The organism is Shinella sp. S4-D37 (assembly GCF_040812195.1).
GTDB lineage: Bacteria > Pseudomonadota > Alphaproteobacteria > Rhizobiales > Rhizobiaceae > Shinella.
In genome coordinates, this window is record NZ_JBFNXL010000001.1 from 154639 (window position 1) to 176878 (window position 22240).

General features: G+C 62.1%; 17 protein-coding genes and 5 pseudogenes. 8 read left to right on the plus strand and 14 right to left on the minus strand.

The window, feature by feature from the left end; translation table 11 throughout:
* Window positions 1-20: 20 nt before the first annotated feature.
* From mog to AB3G45_RS00815, 3 genes and pseudogenes are all read right to left on the minus strand, one after another.
* Window positions 21-509, minus strand: coding sequence for a molybdopterin adenylyltransferase (gene mog / locus AB3G45_RS00805; RefSeq protein WP_367828769.1), 489 nt, complete (start codon window positions 507-509; stop codon window positions 21-23).
* A gap of 31 nt (window positions 510-540) precedes the next feature.
* On the minus strand, window positions 541-1734 hold the full coding sequence (locus tag AB3G45_RS00810) for a cytochrome P450 (RefSeq protein ID WP_367828770.1): 1194 nt from the start codon (window positions 1732-1734) through the stop codon (window positions 541-543).
* Window positions 1735-2011: 277 nt separating this feature from the next.
* Window positions 2012-2271, minus strand: a pseudogene (locus tag AB3G45_RS00815) (methyl-accepting chemotaxis protein); the annotation flags it as partial.
* Window positions 2272-2713: 442 nt separating this feature from the next.
* On the opposite strand from AB3G45_RS00815, the gene AB3G45_RS00820 reads away from it, so the two are divergent.
* On the plus strand, window positions 2714-3385 hold the full coding sequence (locus AB3G45_RS00820; protein ID WP_367828771.1) for a Crp/Fnr family transcriptional regulator: 672 nt from the start codon (window positions 2714-2716) through the stop codon (window positions 3383-3385).
* A 44-nt stretch (window positions 3386-3429) separates the two neighbouring features.
* Here the strand turns inward: AB3G45_RS00820 and AB3G45_RS00825 are convergent, their stop codons facing one another.
* Together AB3G45_RS00825 and AB3G45_RS00830 are read right to left on the minus strand one after the other, a co-directional pair.
* Window positions 3430-6693 (minus strand): EAL domain-containing protein, encoded by a 3264-nt coding sequence (locus AB3G45_RS00825; RefSeq protein WP_367828772.1) that lies wholly within the window; start codon window positions 6691-6693, stop codon window positions 3430-3432.
* Window positions 6694-6980: 287 nt separating this feature from the next.
* On the minus strand, window positions 6981-9377 hold the full coding sequence (locus AB3G45_RS00830) for a methyl-accepting chemotaxis protein (protein WP_367828773.1): 2397 nt from the start codon (window positions 9375-9377) through the stop codon (window positions 6981-6983).
* Between the two features lie 739 nt (window positions 9378-10116).
* On the opposite strand from AB3G45_RS00830, the gene AB3G45_RS00835 reads away from it, so the two are divergent.
* The 4 genes and pseudogenes from AB3G45_RS00835 to AB3G45_RS00850 all read left to right on the plus strand — a co-directional run.
* The gene (locus tag AB3G45_RS00835) at window positions 10117-10782 is read left to right on the plus strand and encodes a transcriptional regulator (protein WP_367828774.1); all 666 of its coding nucleotides are present in this window, start codon (window positions 10117-10119) and stop codon (window positions 10780-10782) included.
* 140 nt (window positions 10783-10922) lie between these two features.
* A complete protein-coding gene (locus AB3G45_RS00840) occupies window positions 10923-11486 on the plus strand; it encodes a hypothetical protein (protein WP_367828775.1) in 564 nt (187 codons plus the stop codon).
* Window positions 11487-11500: 14 nt separating this feature from the next.
* Window positions 11501-11605 (plus strand): annotated as a pseudogene (locus tag AB3G45_RS00845) (transposase); the annotation flags it as partial.
* 58 nt (window positions 11606-11663) lie between these two features.
* A pseudogene (locus tag AB3G45_RS00850) lies at window positions 11664-11795 on the plus strand (amino acid dehydrogenase); the annotation flags it as partial.
* Between the two features lie 257 nt (window positions 11796-12052).
* On the opposite strand, the gene AB3G45_RS00855 reads toward AB3G45_RS00850, so the two are convergent.
* From AB3G45_RS00855 to AB3G45_RS00875, 5 genes and pseudogenes are all read right to left on the minus strand, one after another.
* Window positions 12053-13285: a type II toxin-antitoxin system HipA family toxin gene (locus AB3G45_RS00855; RefSeq protein ID WP_367828776.1), complete on the minus strand. Its 1233-nt coding sequence runs from the start codon at window positions 13283-13285 to the stop codon at window positions 12053-12055.
* On the minus strand, window positions 13285-13674 hold the full coding sequence (locus tag AB3G45_RS00860; protein WP_367828777.1) for a helix-turn-helix domain-containing protein: 390 nt from the start codon (window positions 13672-13674) through the stop codon (window positions 13285-13287). Before AB3G45_RS00860 ends, AB3G45_RS00855 begins: the two co-directional genes overlap by 1 nt.
* Window positions 13675-13892: 218 nt before the next feature.
* The gene (locus AB3G45_RS00865) at window positions 13893-14378 is read right to left on the minus strand and encodes an IS5 family transposase (protein ID WP_367828958.1); all 486 of its coding nucleotides are present in this window, start codon (window positions 14376-14378) and stop codon (window positions 13893-13895) included.
* Window positions 14345-14488 (minus strand): annotated as a pseudogene (locus AB3G45_RS00870) (amidohydrolase); the annotation flags it as partial. The gene AB3G45_RS00865 and the pseudogene AB3G45_RS00870, both read right to left, overlap by 34 nt.
* 12 nt (window positions 14489-14500) lie before the next feature.
* Window positions 14501-14859, minus strand: a pseudogene (locus tag AB3G45_RS00875) (transposase); the annotation flags it as partial.
* Between the two features lie 324 nt (window positions 14860-15183).
* Here AB3G45_RS00875 and AB3G45_RS00880 point away from each other — a divergent pair.
* On the plus strand, window positions 15184-15471 hold the full coding sequence (locus AB3G45_RS00880) for a hypothetical protein (RefSeq protein WP_367828778.1): 288 nt from the start codon (window positions 15184-15186) through the stop codon (window positions 15469-15471).
* A 109-nt stretch (window positions 15472-15580) separates the two neighbouring features.
* Window positions 15581-16411, plus strand: a complete 831-nt coding sequence (locus AB3G45_RS00885) for a universal stress protein (protein ID WP_367828779.1) — start codon at window positions 15581-15583, stop codon at window positions 16409-16411.
* Between the two features lie 84 nt (window positions 16412-16495).
* Here AB3G45_RS00885 and AB3G45_RS00890 read toward each other — a convergent pair whose 3' ends face one another.
* Entirely contained in the window at window positions 16496-17293 is a 798-nt protein-coding gene (locus AB3G45_RS00890) for a DUF4010 domain-containing protein (RefSeq protein ID WP_367828780.1), read from the minus strand.
* A gap of 205 nt (window positions 17294-17498) precedes the next feature.
* Between AB3G45_RS00890 and AB3G45_RS00895 the strand changes: the two genes are divergently transcribed.
* Window positions 17499-17951 (plus strand): hypothetical protein, encoded by a 453-nt coding sequence (locus tag AB3G45_RS00895; RefSeq protein ID WP_367828781.1) that lies wholly within the window; start codon window positions 17499-17501, stop codon window positions 17949-17951.
* Between the two features lie 30 nt (window positions 17952-17981).
* Here the strand turns inward: AB3G45_RS00895 and AB3G45_RS00900 are convergent, their stop codons facing one another.
* The 3 genes from AB3G45_RS00900 to AB3G45_RS00910 all read right to left on the minus strand — a co-directional run bounded on the left by AB3G45_RS00900 (window position 17982) and on the right by AB3G45_RS00910 (window position 22220).
* Window positions 17982-18449 (minus strand): pyridoxamine 5'-phosphate oxidase family protein, encoded by a 468-nt coding sequence (locus AB3G45_RS00900; protein ID WP_367828782.1) that lies wholly within the window; start codon window positions 18447-18449, stop codon window positions 17982-17984.
* 119 nt (window positions 18450-18568) lie between these two features.
* On the minus strand, window positions 18569-21310 hold the full coding sequence (locus AB3G45_RS00905) for an HAD-IC family P-type ATPase (RefSeq protein ID WP_367828783.1): 2742 nt from the start codon (window positions 21308-21310) through the stop codon (window positions 18569-18571).
* A gap of 43 nt (window positions 21311-21353) precedes the next feature.
* Complete coding sequence (locus AB3G45_RS00910; RefSeq protein WP_367828784.1) at window positions 21354-22220, minus strand: universal stress protein; 867 nt, start codon at window positions 22218-22220, stop codon at window positions 21354-21356.
* Window positions 22221-22240 lie beyond the last annotated feature (20 nt).

Consider the following 22240-nt stretch of genomic DNA (forward strand, 5'->3'; position numbering starts at 1 on the left):
GCGCATGACGGAGAAATGGCTCAGTTTGATGATGGGGGGCTGGGCCGAAAGGCTCTGATGCGGGCAGGATCGGTATCCATCCAACCCGCCCCGATCAAATCGAGACAGTAAGGCACCGTGGCAAAGATCGCATCGAGGCTGAAACGGATCGAGCCCGGTTTTCCCGGCAGGTTGATGATCAACGTCTTGCCGCGCGTGCTGGCGCGCCTGCGTTGCTCGCCAAAGCCCGGCAGCGCTCTCGTCACGACCGCGGGCATGGCCTCCGGCGTCCCGTCGCGCAGGGCCTGCCCCGTCCCACCGGTCGTGAGGATCAGATCGGCGTGCAGCTCATCGCATAGGGCAAGAAGCGTATCGCGCACCGCAGAAACCCCGTCCGGAATGACCCGTCCGACGATCTCGAACGGCGTCACGACCGTCTCGCGCAGCCATGCCTCGACCGCCGGGCCGCTCAGGTCCTCGTACTGCCCACGGCGGGCACGGTCTGATATCGTGACGACGGCTATACGCATGGCTGACCTTTCGATGTCTCGGTGGCGCACCCTATGCCGGTGTCAGGAAGAGCGAGGAAAATCCGCTTGCGGGATAAGTCGCCCGGACCGGCGGCGAGCGGGCAGGCAGTGCGAAGGGATCAAGACCGTCGAGCAGTTCCTCCAGCACGATGCGCAGCTGCATCCTTGCCAGTTGCGCGCCCGGACAGACATGGATGCCCGTGCCATACAGCAGGTTATGCGACTGGTCGCGCTCCGGATGGAACTGCTTCGCATCCGCGAAAGCTGCGCCATCACGGTTTGCCGAGGCCCACATCACCGTTATCCGGTCTCCCGCCTCGATCGTCCGTCCGCCTATCGTCACGGCACGGGTTGCCACGCGCCGGTTGGAGAGCAATGGCCCATGAAGCCGCAGGATTTCGTCGATTGCCGGCGGCAACTGGCTCCGGTCCTGCCGAAGCTGGCTCTGGACATCGGGGCGCTCGGCGAGGAAATGCAAGATAATGCCGACGCAGGCGGCGATGGTTCCAAGTTCCCCCACCGTCCAGTTGCGCAGGATGCTGACGATCTGGGAATGGTCCAGCCTGTGCCCGTCGATGGTCTGGCGAAGCAGGCAGGTCGTGAGATCATCGCCGGCATCGGCGCCGGCCTGTTCGCGCAACTTCAGCTGCGAGCGGATATGGCCGTCGAATTCGAGGGCAACGGCCGCCGTCGCCTCGCTGTCGCGGGCGAGCGTCGCGGTGCGGTTCTTGTAGATCCATTGCAGCAGCGGCGCGTGCAGCGTCTGCGGCCAGCCGAGAAAGCTGCACTGGATACGCACGGCATAAGGCTCGGCAAAATCCCTGATGACATCGCATGACGGGGTTCTGCCGAGAGAGGCCACGAGATCATGTGCAATTTGCCGGAAGTCGGGTTCAAAGGCCGCGATGCGCTCCGGCGCGAAATAGGGCTCGATCATGCGGCGATAGAGCGTGTGCTCCGGCGGATCCATACCGTTCGGCACCGAAGGATGGCGCGACACGACATTGCTGAATGTCTCGTGATCGCCTAGAACCCGAAGAACGTCCTGATGACGGAAGAGAGACCATCCGAGATAGTCGCTGTAGGCGACTGGACAGGTTTCGCGCATCCGGTCGTAAGCACCGATCTGATCGCTCAGGACCTCCGGGCAGCGCGGATCCCAGTCGGTGGAGCATCCATCCACAGGCCGACTTGGGCCACTGGTTTCTCGGACTGTCTGTTCCATTCGCTTTCACCCATATTGCCGTTCACAGTAGGTAATGAGAGCAGGTGGACGTGCGGTCTTTGTTCCCACACAAAGAGCTTGCGCTATTTCGTTTGCCGGCCTGGGATGCTGCACGCAGGAACCAGGGCATTGCTCGTGACGTGACATCGACAATCCGAAGGACCGCGAGGCTTCAAGCCGCTACGGCGTGTCGCTGCGGCGTTTGCCGTTGCCGGTCCAGCTGGAACTGTGACAGCGCCCCGTTCACCCCTTCGCTGACCGCCACATCCGAATTGCCGATCAGCGCCTTGATTTCCCGCGCTTGGCGGAGCGTTGGGCGAGTTCACGAACTTCCTGCGCAACGACAGCAAAGCCCTTGCCCGCATCCCCCGCACGGGCGGCCTCCACCCCCGCATTGAGGGCGAGCAGGTTCGTCTGGAAAGCGATTTCGTCGATAACGCCGATGATCTGGCTTATCTGGCGGGCGGCATGATCAATCCGCTCCATTGCCATGACCGCGCTCTGCATGACGACGCCGGATTCGTCGGCCTTGGCGCGCATGGCGTATCATGTCGCGCGCCTCTACGGCACGCCTGGACGTCGCCGACACATTGGGCATAGGCGAAATAACCCGCAGCCAGCATCGGCAGGGTCACAGCCGCCCAGAGGCGCCTTCCGATGGATCGCGACCGTAAGAAAACCCTGTGGACAAAAGTCAAGTTTTGACGCTTTCACTCAGGAATTATCGCGAAATCACCTCATGGAACAGAAACACTGCGCCGGCCGTCAGTCGCAGCACCATTGACGTTTATCAAATAGTTATGGTTGTATTTCCGATGACCGACTGCAGGGGCTATGCGAAGACCCGACCGCACCATTCCGCAGACCGGTCCTCATGAAGCCTTTACCGATTGACCATTAAAACGCTTTTTTTACCGACCAGATCGGCCGGGACGTCGCGAATCAGCCAGGGAGGCCCCATATCAGCAAGGATTTCGAGATGCGAAACCGGATCATCCGCGCCTTGCGGCCTGACGCGCAGGAATTCTTGACCCGCCGGGCGCTCACGCGCGCTATCCGCGGGGGCGAGGTCCTCTACGAGGAGCACGAACCTTTCACCCATGCCGTCTTCCCGCACGAGGGCGTATTGTCGCTCATGGCCGACATGCAGGACGGCAGGAGCGTGGAGAAGGCTTCGATCGGCCATGAGGGGTTCCTCGGCTTCGTGCTGTTGATGGGTGGCGGCAATTCCATCAGCCGGTCGGTTGTCCGGGTTCCGGGCTATGCCTCATGGATCACGATCGCCGATCTCGATTGGGCGCTCGAAACCTATCCTTGCGTGCGCGAGACAATGTTGCGCTATGCCAAGCTGCTGATCACGCAGACCATGGAATCGGTGGCCTGCAATAGCCTGCACATGGCTGGGCAGCGAGTAGCGAGCTGGTTGCTTCACGCCCATGATCGCGTGCTGGGTGATACGTTCCAAATCACCCAGCAGTCAGTTGCCGAAGTTCTCGGATTGCGCCGGGCCACTGTGCATGAAGTTTGCTCCCGATTGCAGGATGATGGCGTGCTGACGTATGCGCGGGGATCGTTGACCATCCGTGACCGGGCCGGGCTCGAGCAGCGCGCCTGCGAGTGCTACGGGCGCATCCAGCGCCTGAAGCTGTGATATCCCGGCATCTGGACCGGCCCCCAGTCTGCTTGCTCCACTCATCAGGCATGGGCGAGCCGTCTTTCCAGGTCGGCATTGGCGATGGCAGGGCGAACACTTGCCGTGACGTAATCGTCCAGTTTGTATCCCTCCAGTGGCTCGCCGAACAGATAGCCCTGCCCGTAGCCGCACCCATGCTCACGCAGGAAGGCAAGTTGCCTCTCCGTCTCCACGCCTTCCGCAACGACATCGAGACCGAGGCTGTGGGCAAGGCCGATGATTGCTCTCGATATGGCCGCGCTGTCCGGGCTGGTCTCAACATCATCGATGAAGGAACGGTCGATCTTCAGCCGGTCGACGGGAAATCGCTTGAGATGGATGAGCGATGCGTAACCTGTGCCAAAATCATCAAGTGCGATCCTGACGCCGAGCCGGTGTAAGGCGTCGAGCGACTTTGCGATCATATCAACGCCACGGTCAAGCAAGACATTCTCGGTGATTTCCAGCTCAAGCCTGGCAGGAGCGATCCGGTAACGATCCAGCATGGCGGCGACCTGCGCGACGAAACCGTCATGTTTCAATTGCGCCGCGGCGACGTTAATCCCGATCGTGCCGAAGGCGAAGCCGTCCTTCTCCATCGCACTGGCTGAGGCGAGTGCCGTTTCCATCACGAAGTTACCGAGCTGTACGATCAAGCCGGTTTCCTCTGCGATCGGGATGAATTCTGCCGGCGAAACCGGTTGTCCGTTCAACTTCCAGCGTGCCAGTGCCTCGAAGCCGATATGGCGGCCATCGGCCAGCGAGACCTGCGGCTGTAGCGCGATGGTCAGCCGTTCTGCCGAGAGATCACGCTGCAGCGCGGCGGCTAACCTTTCTCTCCGCTCCAGAGCCGAGCGCATGGCCTTGTCGAAGATGCGCCAGCTGCCGCGATTGGCAGCTTTAGCCTCGTAGAGCGCGATATCGGCGTTCTTCATCAGTTCGCTCGGCGTGACGGCCTGATCGGGAAACAGGCTGATGCCCAGGCTGTAGTGGGGCTTCAGCCGGCTCGAGCCGATCATCACCGGCTCCGAGACGACTTTTCGCAGCCGGCCCATCAGCCGCTCAAGCGCCTTGCGATCCACGATTCTCGGTAGGATGAAGGCAAATTCATCGCCGCCGAGCCGCACAACCACATCGCTGGCGCGTAGCCCCGCCTTGAAGCGGGCGGCAATCTCCTTGAGGAGGGTGTCACCGGCATCATGGCCGAGCGTATCATTGATCAGCTTGAAATTGTCGAGGTCAGCGACCACCAGTGCGCCTGTGTAGCCACCACGCTGGGCGCGCGTAAGGGCCCGTTGCAATCGGCTCATGAGCACCGAACGGTTGTAGAGTCCGGTGAGCGGATCGTGTTCCGCCTGCTGCTTGATCGTCAATTCGGCGCGCTTAAGATCGGTTATGTCCGTGCGGACACCCACCGTATTGCCTGATTCGGAGCGTCGCTCGCGCACCTGGAGCCAGCGATCGTCGCGTAGATGCTGGACGATCGGACCGGCAGGCCGACGGAGCGCAGCGAGGCGGGCGGCAAGCCAGCCGGCGACAGCTTCCTCCGAATTATCCGGAAGTATGAACTGCCCCCGCTCCAGGGCGAGCGTCATCAGGTCCTCAAACCGGGCGCCCGTATCGATATCCTGCGCGATCGTGTCATGGAGTTCGCGATAGGCCCTGTTGCAGAGGATCAGACGCTCATCGCCATCGAAAGCGGCGACACCGTCAGGAATGGTTTCGATGATGTCGCGGAGCAGGGTCTCGACGCGTTCGCGGCGTCCGTTCTCATCGAGCAATCGCGCTTCGGCCCGCTTGCGCTCGGTAATATCGTAGCGGATGGAGACATAGCCACCGGCGCGGCCGACGTCATCCAGATAGGGGACAATGGTGGTATCGACCCAGTAGAGTGTGCCGTCCTTCGCGCGGTTGCAGACCTCGCCGTGCCAGATCCTGCCGTCTGCTATCTCGCGCCACATGGCGGTGAAGAATTCCCTGTTGTGATGGCCGGAATTGACGATGTTGTGGGAGCGGCCGATCAATTCTCCGGGCCCGTAGCCGCTGATGCGGCAGAAGGGTTCATTGATATGGGTGATCCTGCCCCGCCGATCGGTGATTACCACGATCGCATGCTCGTCCAGCGCCGACTTGTATGCTTCGAGCACCCCGGTCAGCGCCTGGATCGGTCGAGTGACCCGAGTGACGACAATGAAGAAGGCGAAGGTCCCGAGCACCACCGCGATCGCCAGCACGGCAGAGCTTGCCACGAAGCCATTGAAGCCACTTGCCTCGACCTCTCTGGCATAGTTGCCGGTCGCCTCACCGAGGACGTGGGAGAGGGCAAGCAGGCTATCGATTGCCTGGGTGGCGGCCGCCACCCATTCGTCGCTCCCGAGCGGATAGGGGCGACCCTCGGCGCTGGCATTGTAAACACTCCCGCGTTGCACGCCGAAGGTGCTGAAGAAATCTGAATTTGCCGCCTCGATGGCCTGAACCACCGCTGGATCGGCGAAGGAGCGGCCAGTGTAGGCTTTGATCGAAGCCCAGGACTGTTCAAGCCGGCCACGATATTCGGCGAGCGTGGAAAGGCTTTCGTCGCCGAACCGCTCTTGGCGGGCGATCATGGCGCCGATCATCGCCCGCTCGCGGCCGGCATATTCGCTGACCGCCCACATCGCCTGCCGGAGATCGAGCATGATCTGGGTGCGGGCAAGTGCCGTCATCGGTACTTCTTGGGTAGCGACGTGCAGATCCTGTGACGACATGATGAGCGCAGTGATGGCCGGAACCCACTGGCCTTGCACGGCACCGTCACGCGCCGAAGCGGGAAGCGACAGTTGCCGGTCTATGTCGCGCCGGAGGGAGATGAGCGCGTCCTGGTTCTGGCGCACGGTGGTGATCAGTGCACCTTTTCTGGCAAATTCGGTGTCGTCGTGCAGTCTCCCGAGTGCCGAGACGAGTGCCGCGTCGCCGCGCTGGCGGAGTTCGGCGATCCGTGCGACAGTATCCGGGTCGGTGGCAGAGGCGGCCGCGAGCGCCGTGTTGGTGACGCCGCGTTCCGTCGCGAGCGCCCCAGCGCTGGTCAAAAAAAGATCGCCGACCTCAGCATTGCGCTGCATAGTGCGCGCGCTACGCATCGTATTCCACGCCGAAAGCAGGTTGGTGGAAGTGGAAATCAGCAACCCGACCACGAAGATCGCCATGATGCACAGAAGTAGGGTGCGGATCGCCAACGACGTACGGCTAACCTGCGTCGTGAGGGTACCATTTGTCTTATGGATCTTGGATACATCATGGGTATTCACTGGAAATTCCTTCAATACAACAAGGTGTTGGAACGTTTACTCAGCGGAACGACCGCGGCTATGCGATCCCCCGGATCGATACGCTCCACCCATCCGCCAGATCAAACGGTGCGGCGGACGACTATCAACAGCACCACGCAGCCAGCAGCATCCCAACCCGGGTCAGATCATGGCAAGACCTACTCCCGGTGGGCCTCCGATAGGCGTTCGGATATGAACGCACTTCTTGAAATGCTGGAGTTGGAGCCCCGGCGAACCGGGGCCTGACGGACGGATACCAATCGTACTCAGAACTCTTCCCAGTTCTCGCTGACCGCGACAGCCGCGCCGCTGCGGGCGATAAGCCTGACTGGCCGTTCCCGTTCCTGCGCCGGGCTCCCAACCGGAGAGGTATTCGCGACGGGGCGAACCAATTCGCGCCCGCTGCCGAAGCGGAACTTCGAGACCAGATCGTTGAGAGCCGTAGTTTCTCCCGCTAGGCCGTGGCAAGCCGCCGACGATTCTTCGACCATGGCAGCGTTCTGCTGGGCGCCCTGATCCATCTGGTTGACCGCAGCGCTGATCTCCTGGAGGCCGATAGACTGCTCGCGCGCCGCCTCGACAATGGCCGATACGTGCCGGCTGATCTCCTGAACCTCAGCGACGATCGCGCGCAACGCGCTGCCGGTTTCGCCCACAAGCCCGACGCCTGCCTTGACTTGGTCAGCGGAGGAGGTGATCAGCGCCTTGATCTCCCTGGCCGCTCCGGCTGAACGCTGGGCAAGTTCGCGCACTTCCTGCGCCACCACCGCAAAGCCCTTGCCGGCATCACCAGCCCGCGCGGCCTCGACGCCTGCATTGAGCGCCAGCAAGTTGGTCTGGAAGGCGATCTCGTCAATGACGCTGATGATCTTGCCGATCGCGTCGGAGGAGCCCTCGATCGCGCTCATTGCTCCAACTGTCTGTTCGACAACGGTACCCGAGCGCTCGGCCTGCTTGCGCGTCCGCTCGACAAGTTCACCCGCCTCGTTGGCGCGCCGGCTGGCATCCTTGACAGCGGTGGTAATCTCCTCGATGGCGGCGGCGGTCTCTTCGACGGACGCGGCCTGCATTTCGGTACGCTTAGCGAGGTCGTTGGTGGCGACTCGAATCTGTTCGGCTCCAGCACGGATCGCCTCCGCATTGCCGCCGACAGCGCGCAGCGCTTCCTCGAGTTTGCCAGCGGACTGGTTGAAATCTGTCCGCAGTTTGTCGAGTGAACCGGCCAGCGGGGTTTCGATCCGGTGTCCGACATCGCCTTCGGAAAGGTGGCCAAGCGCGGTGGCGAGCGTGTTCATGGCAGATTCGAGCTTCTCGGCTTCCGCCGCGCCATGCGCCTCGCGCTGTCGGCGCTCTTCCTCAGTGAGCCTGCGGCCCTGCTCGGCCTCGGCTTCCAGCCGACGGTTGGTAAGTCCTGCTTCGCGGAAGATCTCGACTGCCCGCGCCATCTGGCCGACCTCGTCGCCGCGCTCGATCGACGGCACGGTGAGCTCCAGATCACCACCGCTCAGCCGTGACATGACGTCCGTCAGGGCATGGACCGGGCGCGTGACACGCGTCACTACGATCCAGAGGGCGAACACACCGAGCATGATGGCGATCACCAGGACGGTGGAACTGATCACGAAACTGTTGAAGCCACTTGCTTCCACCTGGGCGGCATAGCTGCCGGTGGCCTTGCCTAAGACATCGGAGAGCGCAAGCAGGCTGTCGATGGCGCGGGTCGCCGTCGTCATCCATTCGTCGCCGCTTACGGGGTAGGGGCCGTTTTCGGCGTTGGCCTTATAGACGCTGTCACGCAGTGTGCTGAACGAACCGAAGTATTCCGCTTTCGCCGCCGCTACGGCCGACACCACGGCCGGATTGGCAAAGGAGCGGCTGGAATAGACCTCAATAGACGCCCAGGACTGCTCGAGTCGGCCGCGATACTCGGCGAGCGTCGCGAGATGATCTTCCTCGAGATGCGCATTGCGGGCAATCATGCCGCCGACGAGTGCTCTTTCGCGACCGGCATATTCGCTGACCACCCACATCGCCTGCCTCAGATCGAGCATGATCTGCGTGCGTGCGAGCGCTGTGACCGGCACTTCCTGCGCAGCAATACGCAAATCCTGCGACGACATGATCAGCGCAGTTATTGCCGGCACCCACTGGGCCACGACCCCGGCATTGCGCGCGTCGGCGGAAAGCGGCAGTTGCCGGTCGATATCGCGCCTGAGCGCCACCAGTGCATCGAGGTTCTGGCGCACGCTTCGGATGAGCGCGTCCCGCCCGGCAAAATCGGCGCCGCCGACAAGACGTTCGAGCGCCGCCTCAAGCGCTCCGTCGCCGCTCCGGCGGAGTTCCGCGATCCTGGTGATTGTGGCGGGATCGGTGGCGGCCTCAGCCGACAGGGCGGTGTTGGTGAGGCCACGTTCGATAGCGAGCGATGCGGCGCTCGACAGCAAACGATCGCCCATCTCGGCATTGTGCTGCATGATGCGGGCCGAGCGCATCGTGTCCCATGCCGACAGGAGATTGGTGGAAGCGGCGTAGAGCAGTCCGACCACGAAGGCCGCCACGATGGACAGGAGCAGGGTTCGTATAGACAGTGACGGGCGCCGGCCTCGTGCGGCCGGGGCAAGGCCACCGGCCTTGTATGCGGTAGAAGCACTGTGAGTATTCATCGCGTTTTCCTCAGTGGATGGGCGCGCTACTCTGTGGCGTCGAGAGAGGGCGCAGGATGTAGGCTTAATACCGGGCGCGTGAAATCGGCCGCCGCCCCGCCGGAGGGAGGAGGGTTTTCATTGCGCAGTGGATCGGATCGATCGTTAGGGGAGAAAGGCGGGCGTCGTGAACAATGGAGGAGGCGTCATGCCGTCTTCTGATTTCACATCAATCAACCAGCCCGGGACTTCCGACCCGTATGCATTTTTTAAAAACTCTTATGTACGCTATCGTATATATACGAGGTTAATTAGCAATTAACACCGGCCGACGGTGAAGAGGAATACGTCTCTCCCCAGGCATTGCGCCGCACAAAGCTAATATTGCGAAGCAATAATTACAGGATACCGAACACATCTCATGATCTGCATATATACAGTTCGAAACATGCAGGGGGTTGCTTTATCGCGCGCGCAGCGAAGCAACCGCGGAGGAGGGAGGACGGTTTCGGGTCGCTGTGGGGCGCTTCTTCGCTGGCGAACCAGATCAGCTTACCCTTGAACACATTGGCGCCGGCAGCCGGTAACTTCCGCGCGCCATACAGGTCGGTTAGATTGCGCGAACGTTTTCGGCTTTCGACTTGCCGGTCTTCCGATCCTGCCCGCCATTGTCGGGCGCAATGAACCAGGAGTTTGCATTTCTGTGCGAGCCATGTCTTTTTGCGTATGACCAATTGCGTGCACCTGGAGCCTCGGACATTTGAAAAAGCCGCCAAAGAATTTTGTCGTTGAGTACAAGGGTGCGCGTCGAAAACCCACGCCGCAATCCAACTCGATCTGGGGCAACGTCGATTTGCGCCGGTTCGCCGAGCACGACGGCGAGGCGGAAACACCCGGGGCTGGTGCGCTTCGCATTGATTCAGATGCGGCGATGCACGAGGTATCGCGTGCATCCACGTTGACAGCAGATCTGCAGCAAAAGACAACATCAAGCTTACCACCGGAGGAACAGATGGCCGACGACACGAGCATGACTGAACAGATGTCCACCGAACCCGAAACTGCGCTGGTGAAGGCGCCTGAACCCAAGAAGCGTGGCCCGCGAGCCAAGAAAGTGTTGGAAACTGTAACCTCTGATGCTCTGGTCGACGCGCCTGCTGTTAAGAAAACGCGGGCAAAAAGGGGTAGCAAGAACGCCGCAACCGAGGTGAAGCCAGTTGGTCGCCGTGGCGGACGCAAAGCCAAGGCTGCTGTCGGGTCGATTGTCGAACCCGCCATGCAAGCTGTCTCGCCTATCGCAGCTGCTGGTGAGGAGATGGAGGACCTGCTTCAGCTTGAGCAGGAAAACCAGCGACTGCGGAAGCTGCTTGCGGAAAAGCTCCGCGAGGAAAATGCTAGTCTTCGCAAGCGACTCGGCCTTGACTGACCTGGTGCCGGGGGAGTGGTCGGCTGCCAGGCCGACCCTCCTCTTCAGCACGATGTTGCTCGACCGCTGACAACGGGCATCTCCGTCTCCGCCGCCCAGTGGGTTACCGGAGCGCACGACAAGATGGGAGTTGAAAAGCGATGGTAAAGTCGCCCTGGAAACTTCTCACCGGATTGCTGTCTCGGGGAAAGCCTGCGGATCAGCACGACGTTGGCCACGCCAACCTCAGCGAGAGCCTCGACGAGGGACCTGAAGCCAATTCCACCGCTGCTGAAGCATCGATAGAAGGCGAGCCCGCAGCTGAGCCGAAACCATCGGCCGCGTCGCAAGCTGGCGAGGGCGAAGCCGGTGATCGTCAGGAGCCACCGCTGTCAATCGCGGCAGAGGCGGCTGACGCGATGCCGGCCGGCAACGCCCCCGCCTTGGCCCCGGATCGCACTATGGTCATCATAGGCGCCGAACGTCGAAATCAGCAGGATAAGGCACCGCGGGCAACCCGAAGGAAGGTGAAGGCGGATGTGCCGGGGCGTATCAGGGGTGCGGAGTCGGCTGTCGCCTTGGCGGAGCAAGCGGCGCCAAATGAACCAAATCCTGTCCGGGCGCTGGACAGCGAGATCCGGGAATTGCGGTCCCAGCTGGCGGGGCGGCTTCGACTTCAAAATGATCAACTGAGACAGATGCTCAAGCGATTTGAACTGAAGTGATTCTTCTATTGTGAGGCTTTGCCGGACCAAACCTGCTGGCGATCATCCTGTTTGAAAAGGTTGCCCTGCATCAGCCGCTGAGGCAGCAGAGCGATCGCTATGCTCGCGAGGGCCTCGACCCCCAGCCTTTCGACCTTGACCGACCAGGTCGGTGCTTGTGTATGGTTGGAGCAGTGCTGGTCCGGAGAACGCCCCATGACGCCTTCGCCGCGGCCAATCCGCGGCGTCTATGTCAATACCAGTCATTGCATGCTCGGCTGCACTCTTGCGCTCGGCTCAGCACGTCGTCTCTCGGGAACATTGGCGTGAACGATGCCACTGCAGCGCGAGGATTCGAAGCTCAGAAGTTGGGGTCGCGGAGATACATAATAGAATCTAACGTCACCTGGTATAATAATTCGGCGGCCGTTATGTCAGACGCAGCATGACCAATCTGCCAAACCAACCTTCCCCGGCGCACCCGCCGAACCATTCCAAGTGTCTTGAACACTCCCCTGCATCATTCTTCATCTGCCGTGTTATAGTCATATATGACGCACAATATGAAATAACTGGTCAGATATGACTTAAGCTTCGAGCGCCACCCCCATCTCGTCGTTCACGAAGGCCGGCTCATAGTCGCGAGCCAATGCGCCTGAGACACCGACCTGGCGGAGACCTTCCCTCCATCCATCCGAGATAAGCAGCGCCGTAGCACGGATAATGTCCCGGGCCTCGGCCTCGGGGATCTCGAAAAACTCGCAAGCTTCCAGCGCGAGTTTGATCGACCGATCATGGGCGCCGCCCTCAAGGATCGCTGTCTCAAGATGGGGGTTGCGATCCGGCGCCGGGTTCACGTCGAACACCGGCGACAGCCGCCATTGACCCGCTCCCACATAGAGGAAGCCATGGTTCTTCAGATGGTCATCCTTGTTGGACACGAGGATCGTAAAGATCAGCCGACGATAGAGTTCGCGGAAATCGGCCATGGGGTCGGATGATGCGGCCCGCATGAAATCGACGATCTCCGTATAGGAGCCAAGCTCCGCCCCGGTCTTGCCCAACGCAGTACGCGCGGAAATATAGGGAATCCGTGCGGCCCCGCGCCGATCGAACCGTTGAATCAACGCCACCGGGAACGACGTGTCCGCCAGTTCCAACCGCGTCATGGGTGTGCGGATGCCGCAGGCCTCCGCCAAGCGAAGCGTAGCGACCTCGACACGCTCGATAGGCTGCTGATCGTGGACCGAGGTGAACTTCGCCAGCCACAGCACACCGCCATCCCTTACATTGGCCTTGGGTCGCGCTCCGCCGGAGCCGCCCGCGCCGGCCAGCGCCAGCATCTCCTCGGCCGAAATCTCTTTCCCCTGCTCATAGGCGCGGGCGATCGCCGTGATGGCTTCCAGATCGACCAGACGCGGAACGGCGTCGGCGGCGTTGCCGCGAATGATCTCGCCCTTGCTATCCAGAAAGCGCATCGCGCCCTGTCGGCAGGCATCATCGGACAGCGTCAGATACTCGAATTCGTTGAGCCCATTGCCATAGGCTCGTTCGAGAAGCCTGCGTCCCCAACTGTCGGGGGCGGCGTCAGCGAAAACGCCGGGCAATGCGTCACGCATGTTTCCCGGCTGGCCAGACCTATGAAACGGCCCGGCCTCAAGAGAGAAGTCCGGCTCTATGGCGAATGCGCGCGGATTTTCGATCCAGGGCGCGTCATAGGCAAAAGTCGAAAACTGCCGCGGCCCAGCCTGTGTGAAACGCAACTGCCCAACCGGCGTCAGGCTTTCGCCGAGGGCGACGTGGGCGCGGAAATCAGTCATTAGAATGATGTACCGTCAGGGTCCACGATGTCCTGTTGATTTTGAGTTCCTGCGGATTGGCTCTTCTGCTTTCGCAGCTTCGCTGCGAACGAGCGCCCCCGGCGAGGCCCATGTTCGGTTGTCAGCGCAAGTCCAAGATCGTCCTTGCGGACATCAACCAAGTCGGCCAGCCGCTCCAGAAGGCCCAGCACCACCAGCACATCGGCAAGTGTCCCTATAGCGACACCGGGATCGCCCCGTTCGAGGCGAGCAATGGAACTCGCCGAAGTTCCGGCGCGCACGGCGAGATCCGCTACGGCGGTACCACGCCGCAGCCGCGCATTTCGGATATCCTGCCCTAATCTCTCAAGGGCCGGCTTCGCTTTGGGGGAACTCACACAATACTCCATATTTGAAGTGCTATTGTACTTTATTAGTCATATATGACAAATTATGTCTTTGGTCAAGAGGGTGGCCCGCCGATGCGTCTAGCGACCACCCGGCTTTGGATTTCCGCGCTCGTTTGGGGTCGGTCGAATATATCCTGCGCGATGAAGTTCGAGAGCCTCCAGCCGAAATCCCGATCTTATGGGTTGAATCAAGTTTACCCCATGCTGCAACCATCCAATCAGAGAGGACCCGCGTTGCTAGGGTCCGGGCTCACTACATCCACCAGATGACGGCGGCGGCAGAACATACGCTCGATGACGTTTGGCTGCTTGTAGATGACCTTGTCGTATTCGTACTGGATTTTGCGGTTCTTGCGGGGCGCGATCACGGCCTGGGTGCCGCGCTCGTCAAGCCACGCGCGCAGGGCCTGGCTGTCATAACCTTTGTCGGCGACGAGTTCGCTGGACCGCGGCATGGCTTCGATGCAGCGTTGGGCGACCTTGCAATCATGAACGTTTCCCGGTGTCAGGAGCAGGACGACAGGACGGCCTTTCGCGTCGCAGACGGCATGGAGCTTGGTGTTGCGCCCACCTTTGGTGCGGCCGATACCATGAGCCAAGGCCCCCCTTTTCCTCCGCCCGCGCAGCGGTGGACCTTGATGCAACTGTTGTCGATGAACAGCCGATCGGGTGCATGCATCACGCCGGGCGTAGTGCTGGCATATTCGGCTCCAGTTTCTTCGGAGATCGGGAGAGCGTCCATGTCCGCTCGAATTCCCAAGGTACGGTTGCTGGATCCAACCGTCATGGTCGCTGCGCCCCCTGTCCCGGCTAGAGTGTCGGGCGATTAACATGCAACGCATCCTGGGTGCTTTAAGTAATTCCAGCATTCTTCTTGGGTGAAGAGATCGCAGACTTTGCCGAGAGCTTTCCAGAGGTCGTCATAGGTTCTTGCCTTCTGTTTTCGCAAGAGCGTCTTGAGCTTGGAAAACGCCATTTCGATGGGATTGAGGTGCGGACTGTAGGGCGGCAGGAAGAAGAGGTGTGCGCCTGCGGCCCGGACGGCACGACGGACGGCCTGGCCCTTATGGCTGCCGGGATTGTCGAGGATGACGATGTCGCCTTGGCGAGCGTGGGGACGAGGACCCTGTGGATGTAGAGGATAGAGAGCTCGCCGTTTATCGGCCCGTCGATGACCTAAGGGGAGCACCGCAAGGTGTGCATCGATGTCCTTGCAAAGATCCACCCCCATTTGCAGGTCGCCATTGCCGAAATCCGAGCCGGTAATCACAAGCACTGTCTTGAACGTCATAGGTCTGATCTCCGTTTATACTTTGCTGAGCGGGAAGGACGTGCGGGCCATTCATCTGAAATGGATCGGGCAGACTGCGAGCAAAGGCTTTGACGCACGTCAAATTGTGTCGTCGAAGGCGACGATGGATGGCGACTTTGATCCGCAGATGCCACGCGCGAATATCCCGACCAGAGCCCGCGAGGAAAATCAGCAATGGACGCAGGACGATAGCAACGTTGAATACGACCCACCCCCGTGCAAAGTCCGAGGCATCACGCCACGGAGAGACCCAGCCGGCTCAATCCATCCAAGCCGCCGATTTTCGGCTCATCCGCCTGGAAGAAGGTGGATGGAGGCTTCATGTGGTGAGCGCGCGCGTCTTACTGCTGCATGCAAATCACGCGCATTTGCGCAAGGCCGACATCACGTTCGATCTCATGCGGGCGAATGCCTTTCTCCGCAGCGCACGCAAGGATGGCTTCAAGACGGAATATATCGGACCGGTCGGTCGAGCCATCCTTTGAACGGAATGTTCACGCCCGGGTTCTCTTTTGACGCAGATCATCGCGCATGCGGGTGCCGACGGTTAGCTTTCCGTCATTGCATGACCAATTCCGGTGAAGGAACTCAGAAATGTCATTCAAGACCATACTCTCGCTCATCGGCACGACAAACACCGAGACGGATATCGATAAGGCCGTAACGCTGGCGACAGAAATCGGCGGGCATCTGTCCATCATGGCGCTGCGAACCGCGATATCGCCGTTCGGTGCGGACTATCCTGTCGCAGCCGCCTGGCTGAGCAAGCGCCAAAGGGAAATTGACGAGGTGGTGGACGTTCGACGTCTCGCTGACGAGCGTTGCAGGAAAGGCGGCGTGTCGTTCGATGTCGACCACATCTACGATGATCGCTTCATTATCGAGAGCAACATCGGCACGCGTGCGATGTATGCCGATGTCGTCGTTGCCGGGGAAGGTATCCGCTCGGATGTCGAGCTTCGCAAGGCTGCGATTGCGGCGACGGCATTCAACGCCGGTACGCCTCTGCTCTTGATGCCGAAGGCAAGTCGCACCACCCTGAAGCCGAAAAACGTCCTTCTGGCGTGGAATTCGCGCCCGCAGGCGGCCAGCGCTGCAAAGGCAGCCATGGCGCTGCTGAAGGACGCCGATGCTGTCCGCATCGTCATCGTCGATCCGGATTCTTCCTACTTCGAAAACGGGGGAGAGCCAGGCGCCGACATAGCGGCCTTCTTGTCCCGTCATGGTGCGAAAGTCGTGGTCGAGCAGCTTGCGAGCGGGCAGCGGCAGACGGAAGACGTGATCCGCCAGCATGCGCGCGAACTCGGCTGCGACATGATCGTCATGGGGGCCTATGGCCACTCGCGCCTGCGAGAGCGTGTTTTCGGGGGCGTCACCGCCTCGATCATCGAGACATGTGACGTGCCCGTCTTCATGGTCCGGTAAGGACCGGAACGCCCCGGCCGCGATCCTCTTGCCGGGACGTTCATAACTGTCTCCCCGCGTTGTTCGCCGTCGTTCCTCCGCCTTTTACGCTGGGCCGAGAGCAGCGTAGACGGCAAAGGCGGCCGAGCCGGCCACGATCGTGAGGGCGACAAGGGGTGCACCGAAGGACGATGGTCCGAGCACGGTTGCGATGCCTGCGCGGCATAGGGCATTCTTTGCCATGGCCATAAGGATCGCCTTTCCGATCACGTCGAGCGGGAGCGCGTCTCGGCCCATTTGCAGGGCGGCCAGCACGGCGACATCCACATCGGCCGCGCCCGTCAATGCAGCCGTGGCCAAAAGCCCGGAGTTGCCGAAATGAGAAACCAGCGCAGCGCTGCCGGTGGCGGCTACCGCAAAAATCGTGGCGAAGACCAGGAGCGGACCGAGTTCTAAGGGGTTGCTGGCCGGTACGTCCAGGAGGGGCCGGTCGTGCGGCCCGTGGAGCAGCGTCAGCCCGCACCCGGCCAACATGACCGCAGCCGTGGCGGCCGGCGGGCCGATGGCCATGATCGCGGCAGGGTCGATCAACAGCACGAGACCCATCACGCGCGGAACGGATACGGCCGCGCCGAGCGCCGCAGCGCCGACGAGCGGACGCGAATCGTCGGAGAGCTTCGCGGTTCGCGCCAGAACCATGGTGACGGCAGTGGACGAGACGAGAGAACCGCCGATCGCGCTCAAGACGAAGCCCCTCCTTGCCCCGACAATCCTGACGGAAATGTAGCCGAGAAACGAGAGGCTTGCAGTCAAGACGGTGAAGAACCACACCTTCCAAGGATTGAGTCCTCCCCAGGGATCGATGGTCTCATCCGGCAGGATCGGCGGAATGACGGCTGTCATGACCGCCGGCATCAACGCGGAGCGTAACTCCACCCAGGTTAGACGCTATAGGAAGCCATGCAGGACCTCCCGGCTTGCAAGCTCTGGAATTGATCCTGCGCAAGGTGAGCGCGCCCGTCGTTCGGCTTACTCTCTTCGCATTCTGCCGATGGGAGCAGGGAACGTGCCACAAGCGGACAAAGGCCTCTGGCAACGATATTCGAGCGTGATCCTGGTCGCAATCGCCACCGGTGGGTTGTTGATCGGGTTGGTCTTGTCGTGGCAGGCCGCTCGCTGCGCTCATCTTGTCTGGAGCGCAGCGACGCTGGCCGTTCTTGCCCGTCTGCTCCTTCAGGTTTTCAGTGCATTGCGCCGGGGTGAGGTCGGGCTCGATATCGTTGCGGCGCTTTCCATGTCCGCGGCGATCGCGTTTGGGGAGCCGCTTGCAGGAAACGTCGTCGGCTTGATGTACGCGGGCGGCCAGTTGCTGGAATCTTTCGCGGAAGGGCGTGCGCGTCGAAGCTGCCGGATCGCGTTACAGAGCGTATCGGTTGGACTGACGCTTTCAGTCGGGGCGATGGTTGCGGCGGCCTGCGGATATCTCCAACCCGTCGAAGGCGCGATCCTTCAGGAGGCGATCGACGTGGCCGTGATCCTTAACGCTCTCAGAGCCCTTTGATGATGTGAAGCCCAAATCCGGTTGGATTTCTCACTGGGACATTTCGCTTGTTTCGCTCATGGCTTCACGCCCGCTCATCGCGAGGATTTCGAGTTCAAAGAATACGTGGGGCGAGGTGGTCACGACGAGTTGCGGCCGAGGCTTGAATGCACCTGGCTCCCACCAGTCGAAATCCTTTGCGAGGAGCGCCCAGGCTTTCAGGCGCTGGTCGTGTAGTTCTTCGGTATCGGGAAGTTCATAGAAAAGAGCGTCAACGATGACGCTCTTCCATCGGTGTCTTGATTCCAATGCATCTATGAGCAGGCATGCCTTGGGATTGGCGTGCAGGATGTCGAGCTTCTTGCCGGGCATCGAGAATGCAAAAAGCCGGTTCGCCGAATAGGCACAGCAGATAGGGACGACGTAGGGACTGTTGTTTTCGGCGCAAGCCAATCGTGCCAGACGTTGGGAGGCAATCGTCGCGATGCATTCGTTATGCGTCATTTCGCGGATCATCATCGGGAATTCCTCCTTCGATCCGTACGCGGATTGGTACCACTTTCTTCCTCTTTGGTTCCAGGCACATTGACGCAGAGCAAAGCAACTGACGCACCGCCCGATCGGGCGGGGAGGTTTAGCTAAGCTTCAGCCAACCCGCTCTTCGCATCGCTATTTCGTCTTCCGGGCCACAGCTTTTGGACCACCATCTTCTCGCCTTCCAGCACCACCATCGTCATCACGCCGACGGCGAGGATCAGCAGGCCATCCGGCAAGGCAATGGCGGCCGTGCCGAAGAGATCGTGCATGAACGGTGCGAAGGTGAAGAGGAACTGCGCGATCACGACGACGGCGATGGCGGCAAGCACGGCGGGCGTGCCCATCGCGCCGACCAGGCTGAACGAGGTGCGGTGCAGGTAGCGCACGTTGAACAGATAGAAGATCTCCATCACCACCAGCATGTTTACCACCATGGTGCGCGCGCCGTCCTCGCCATAGCCCCTATGGAGCGCGTATTCGAAGATGCCGAAGACGCCGAGCATGAAGATGAGGGAAACGAAGGCGATGCGCCAGACGAGGAAGCGCGAGAGGATCGGCGCAGCGCGCGGGCGTGGCGGGCGGCGCATGACGCCGGGCTCCGACGGCTCGAAGGCGAGCACCAGGCCGAGCGTCACGGTGAGGATCATGTTGATCCAGAGGATCTGCACCGGCGTCATCGGCAGCGCCAGGCCGAGGAGGATCGCGAAGATCACGCACAGCACCTCACCGCCATTGGTGGGCAGCGTCCAGCCGATCACCTTGCGGATATTGTCGTAGACCGTGCGGCCCTCGTGCACGGCGGCGACGATGGAGGCGAAATTATCGTCGAGCAGCACCATCTGGGCAGCCTCCTTGGCCGCCTCCGTACCCTTGTGGCCCATGGCGACGCCGACATCGGCCTGCTTGACGGCCGGCGCGTCGTTGACGCCATCGCCGGTCATGGCGACGATATGGCCGTTCGCCTGGAGGGCGCGCACGATGCGCAGCTTGTGCTCGGGCGTGGCGCGCGCGAAGACGCTGATCTCCTCGACGACCCGGCGCAGGTCCTCGTCCTTCATTGCGTCGAGCGCGCTGCCTTCGAGCGCTTTCGGATCGTCTGCGATGGCGAGGTTGCGGGCGATGGCGACGGCGGTGCCGTTGTGGTCGCCGGTGATCATCTTGACCGCGATGCCGGCGGAGCGGCACTCGGCCACCGCCGCGATCGCCTCCTCGCGCGGCGGGTCGATGAAGCCCACGACGCCGAGGAAGGTCAGGCCGGTCTCGACCATGGCGAAGGTCAGCCGCTCGACATCCCGTCCGACGGCCCCCACCGCGAAGCCGAGGACGCGTTCGCCCTCGGCGGCCGCCGCGTCGATGCGCTGGCGCCAGTAGGCAGGGTCGATGGCGCCCGGCGCGCCTTCTCCCGCCTGGTTCGTGCACATGGCCAGCACCCGTTCGGGCGCGCCCTTGACGAAGATGCGGCGCGTGCCGTCCGGATCGTCGTGCAGCGTCGCCATGAAACGATGCAGCGCATCGAACGGAATCTCGTCCAGCCGGCCCCAGATCTCGCGCTCGGTCTCCGCGTGCAGCCCCGCCTTGGCGGCAAGGGCGACGAGCGCGCCTTCCATGGGATCGCCGAGCACGCTCCATTGTCCGTCGCGCTCCATGAGCCGGGCGTCGTTGCAGAGCACACCTGCGCGGATGAGCGTGTCGCGAACGGCGTCCGGCTGTACGGTACTGCCGTCTGAGGCTGCAAGCGCACCGTCCGGCGCATAGCCAGAGCCGGTAAGCGCCGTCACGCCCCCGGGCGTGACGATGTGGCGCGCCGTCATCTCGTTCTTCGTCAGCGTGCCCGTCTTGTCGGAGCAGATCACCGAGGTCGCACCCAGCGTTTCGACAGCCGGCAGACGGCGAACCACGGCATTGCGTGCCGCCATCCGGCGCACGCCGGTCGCCAGCGTTATGGTGATGACTGCCGGCAGCCCTTCCGGCACGACGCCGACTGCGAGCGCCACGACCACCATCAGCGCATCCATCCAGTCATAGCTGCGCACCAGCACGGCGAAGATGAAAACCAGTACGGCCATGCCCATGGCGCACCAGGTGAAGAGCCGGCCGAATTCGTTGATCTGGCGGAGCAGCGGCGTGGTCAAGGTCTGCACATCGCCGATGAGGCTCGAGATGCGGCCGATCTCCGTGCGGCTGCCCGTCGCAACCACGATACCGTGGCCCTGTCCGGTGGTAACGAGGGTGCCGGAATGGAGGATGGGCAGCCGGTCGCCGAGGGCGGTGTCGACGGCGACGGTCTCCTCCCGCTTTTCGGCCGGCACCGATTCGCCGGTCAGGATCGCCTCGTCCGCGGTGAGCCCGCGCGCCCTGAGAAGCCGGATATCGGCCGGCACCTTGTCGCCCGCCTCCAGCACGACGACGTCGCCAGGAACGATCTCGCGGGCATCGACGGTGTGCCGTTCGCCTTCGCGCACGACGACGGCGCGCGGGGCGATCATGTCGCGGATCGCGTCGAGCGCCCGTTCGGCCTTGCCCTCCTGGATGAAGCCGACCACCGCGTTGACCACCACGACGATGACGATGACCACGCCGTCGATGACATGGCCGAGCACCATGGCGGCGAGGGCGGCGGACAGGAGGAAATAGATGAGCGCGTTGTTGAACTGCGCGAGGAAGCGTAGGATCGGATGCGTGCGGGGGGCGGCCGGCAACTGGTTGGGGCCATGGGTGCCGACGCGGCGCCTGGCCTCGTCGTGCCCGAGGCCGTCGGGGCCTGTCGCCAGCGCCGCGCAGGTCTCCTTCTTCGTGCGGGCGTGCCAGGCCTGCGGGCCGGGTTGAATGTCGACTGTGCTCATGCCCTTCTCCTTCGCCGCCACACCGCCTTTTCCGCCATGCCCGTCATCCATCGGATCGCTCGGCCTTGCGGGGGACGATCATCACGTCGCACTCCACCCCGTCCAGAAGCGCTTCGGCGACGCTCCCGATCAGCGCGCCGAGAAGGCCGGTCCGCCCGTAGGTGCCGGCGAGGAGCAGGTCGATGTCTTCCCGGATCGCGAATTCGGCCAGAAGGGTCACCGGATCGCCATGAGCCACCTTTATGCCGACATCCTCTCCTCTTTCCGGCAGATGACGTGCGACGAAGGTCTTCGCCTCCTTCCGCGCCAGGTTCGCCCGGCCTTGCTCGGACCCATCCTTGTCGTCGAGGAAGCTGCGGAACGGCATGTCGAAGGCGTGGAAAAGCGTGATGCACGACGGCGGGAGGAGCAGGCCGCCCATTTCCAGCGCGCCGGCGGATGCTTCGGAAAGATCGCTGGCCACCACGATGCGGCGATAGGCCTGCCGCGCCCGCTTCTTCACCACCAGCACCGGCAGGCCGGCCTGCCGCACCACGCTCGCCGTCGTCCCGCCGACCAGCATGTGCCCGAGCGCATCGTTGCCGGCAATGCCGGTGACGATCATGTCGCAGTTCCTCTCGCGCGCGACGGCGAGGATGATCTCGGCCGGCTCTCCCTCGCGGATATCGACATTCCAGGCAATATCGCCGACATCGTCGAACTCGCGATCGAGATGCGTGGACGCGCGCCGCCTCGCGGCGGCGAGGACGGTGGAGGCGGTGCCGGCCATGCTCACGACGTCGAGCGCATGCACGATCGTCAGCTTCGCCTTCCATGCCCGTGCGAGGTCGAGCGCACGGTCCTGCGCCCGGTCGCAGCGCGCGCTGAGGTCCGTTGCAAGAAGAAGGTGGCGAGGGAGCGTTTCGGCCATGGGCATGTTTCCTTGTCGTG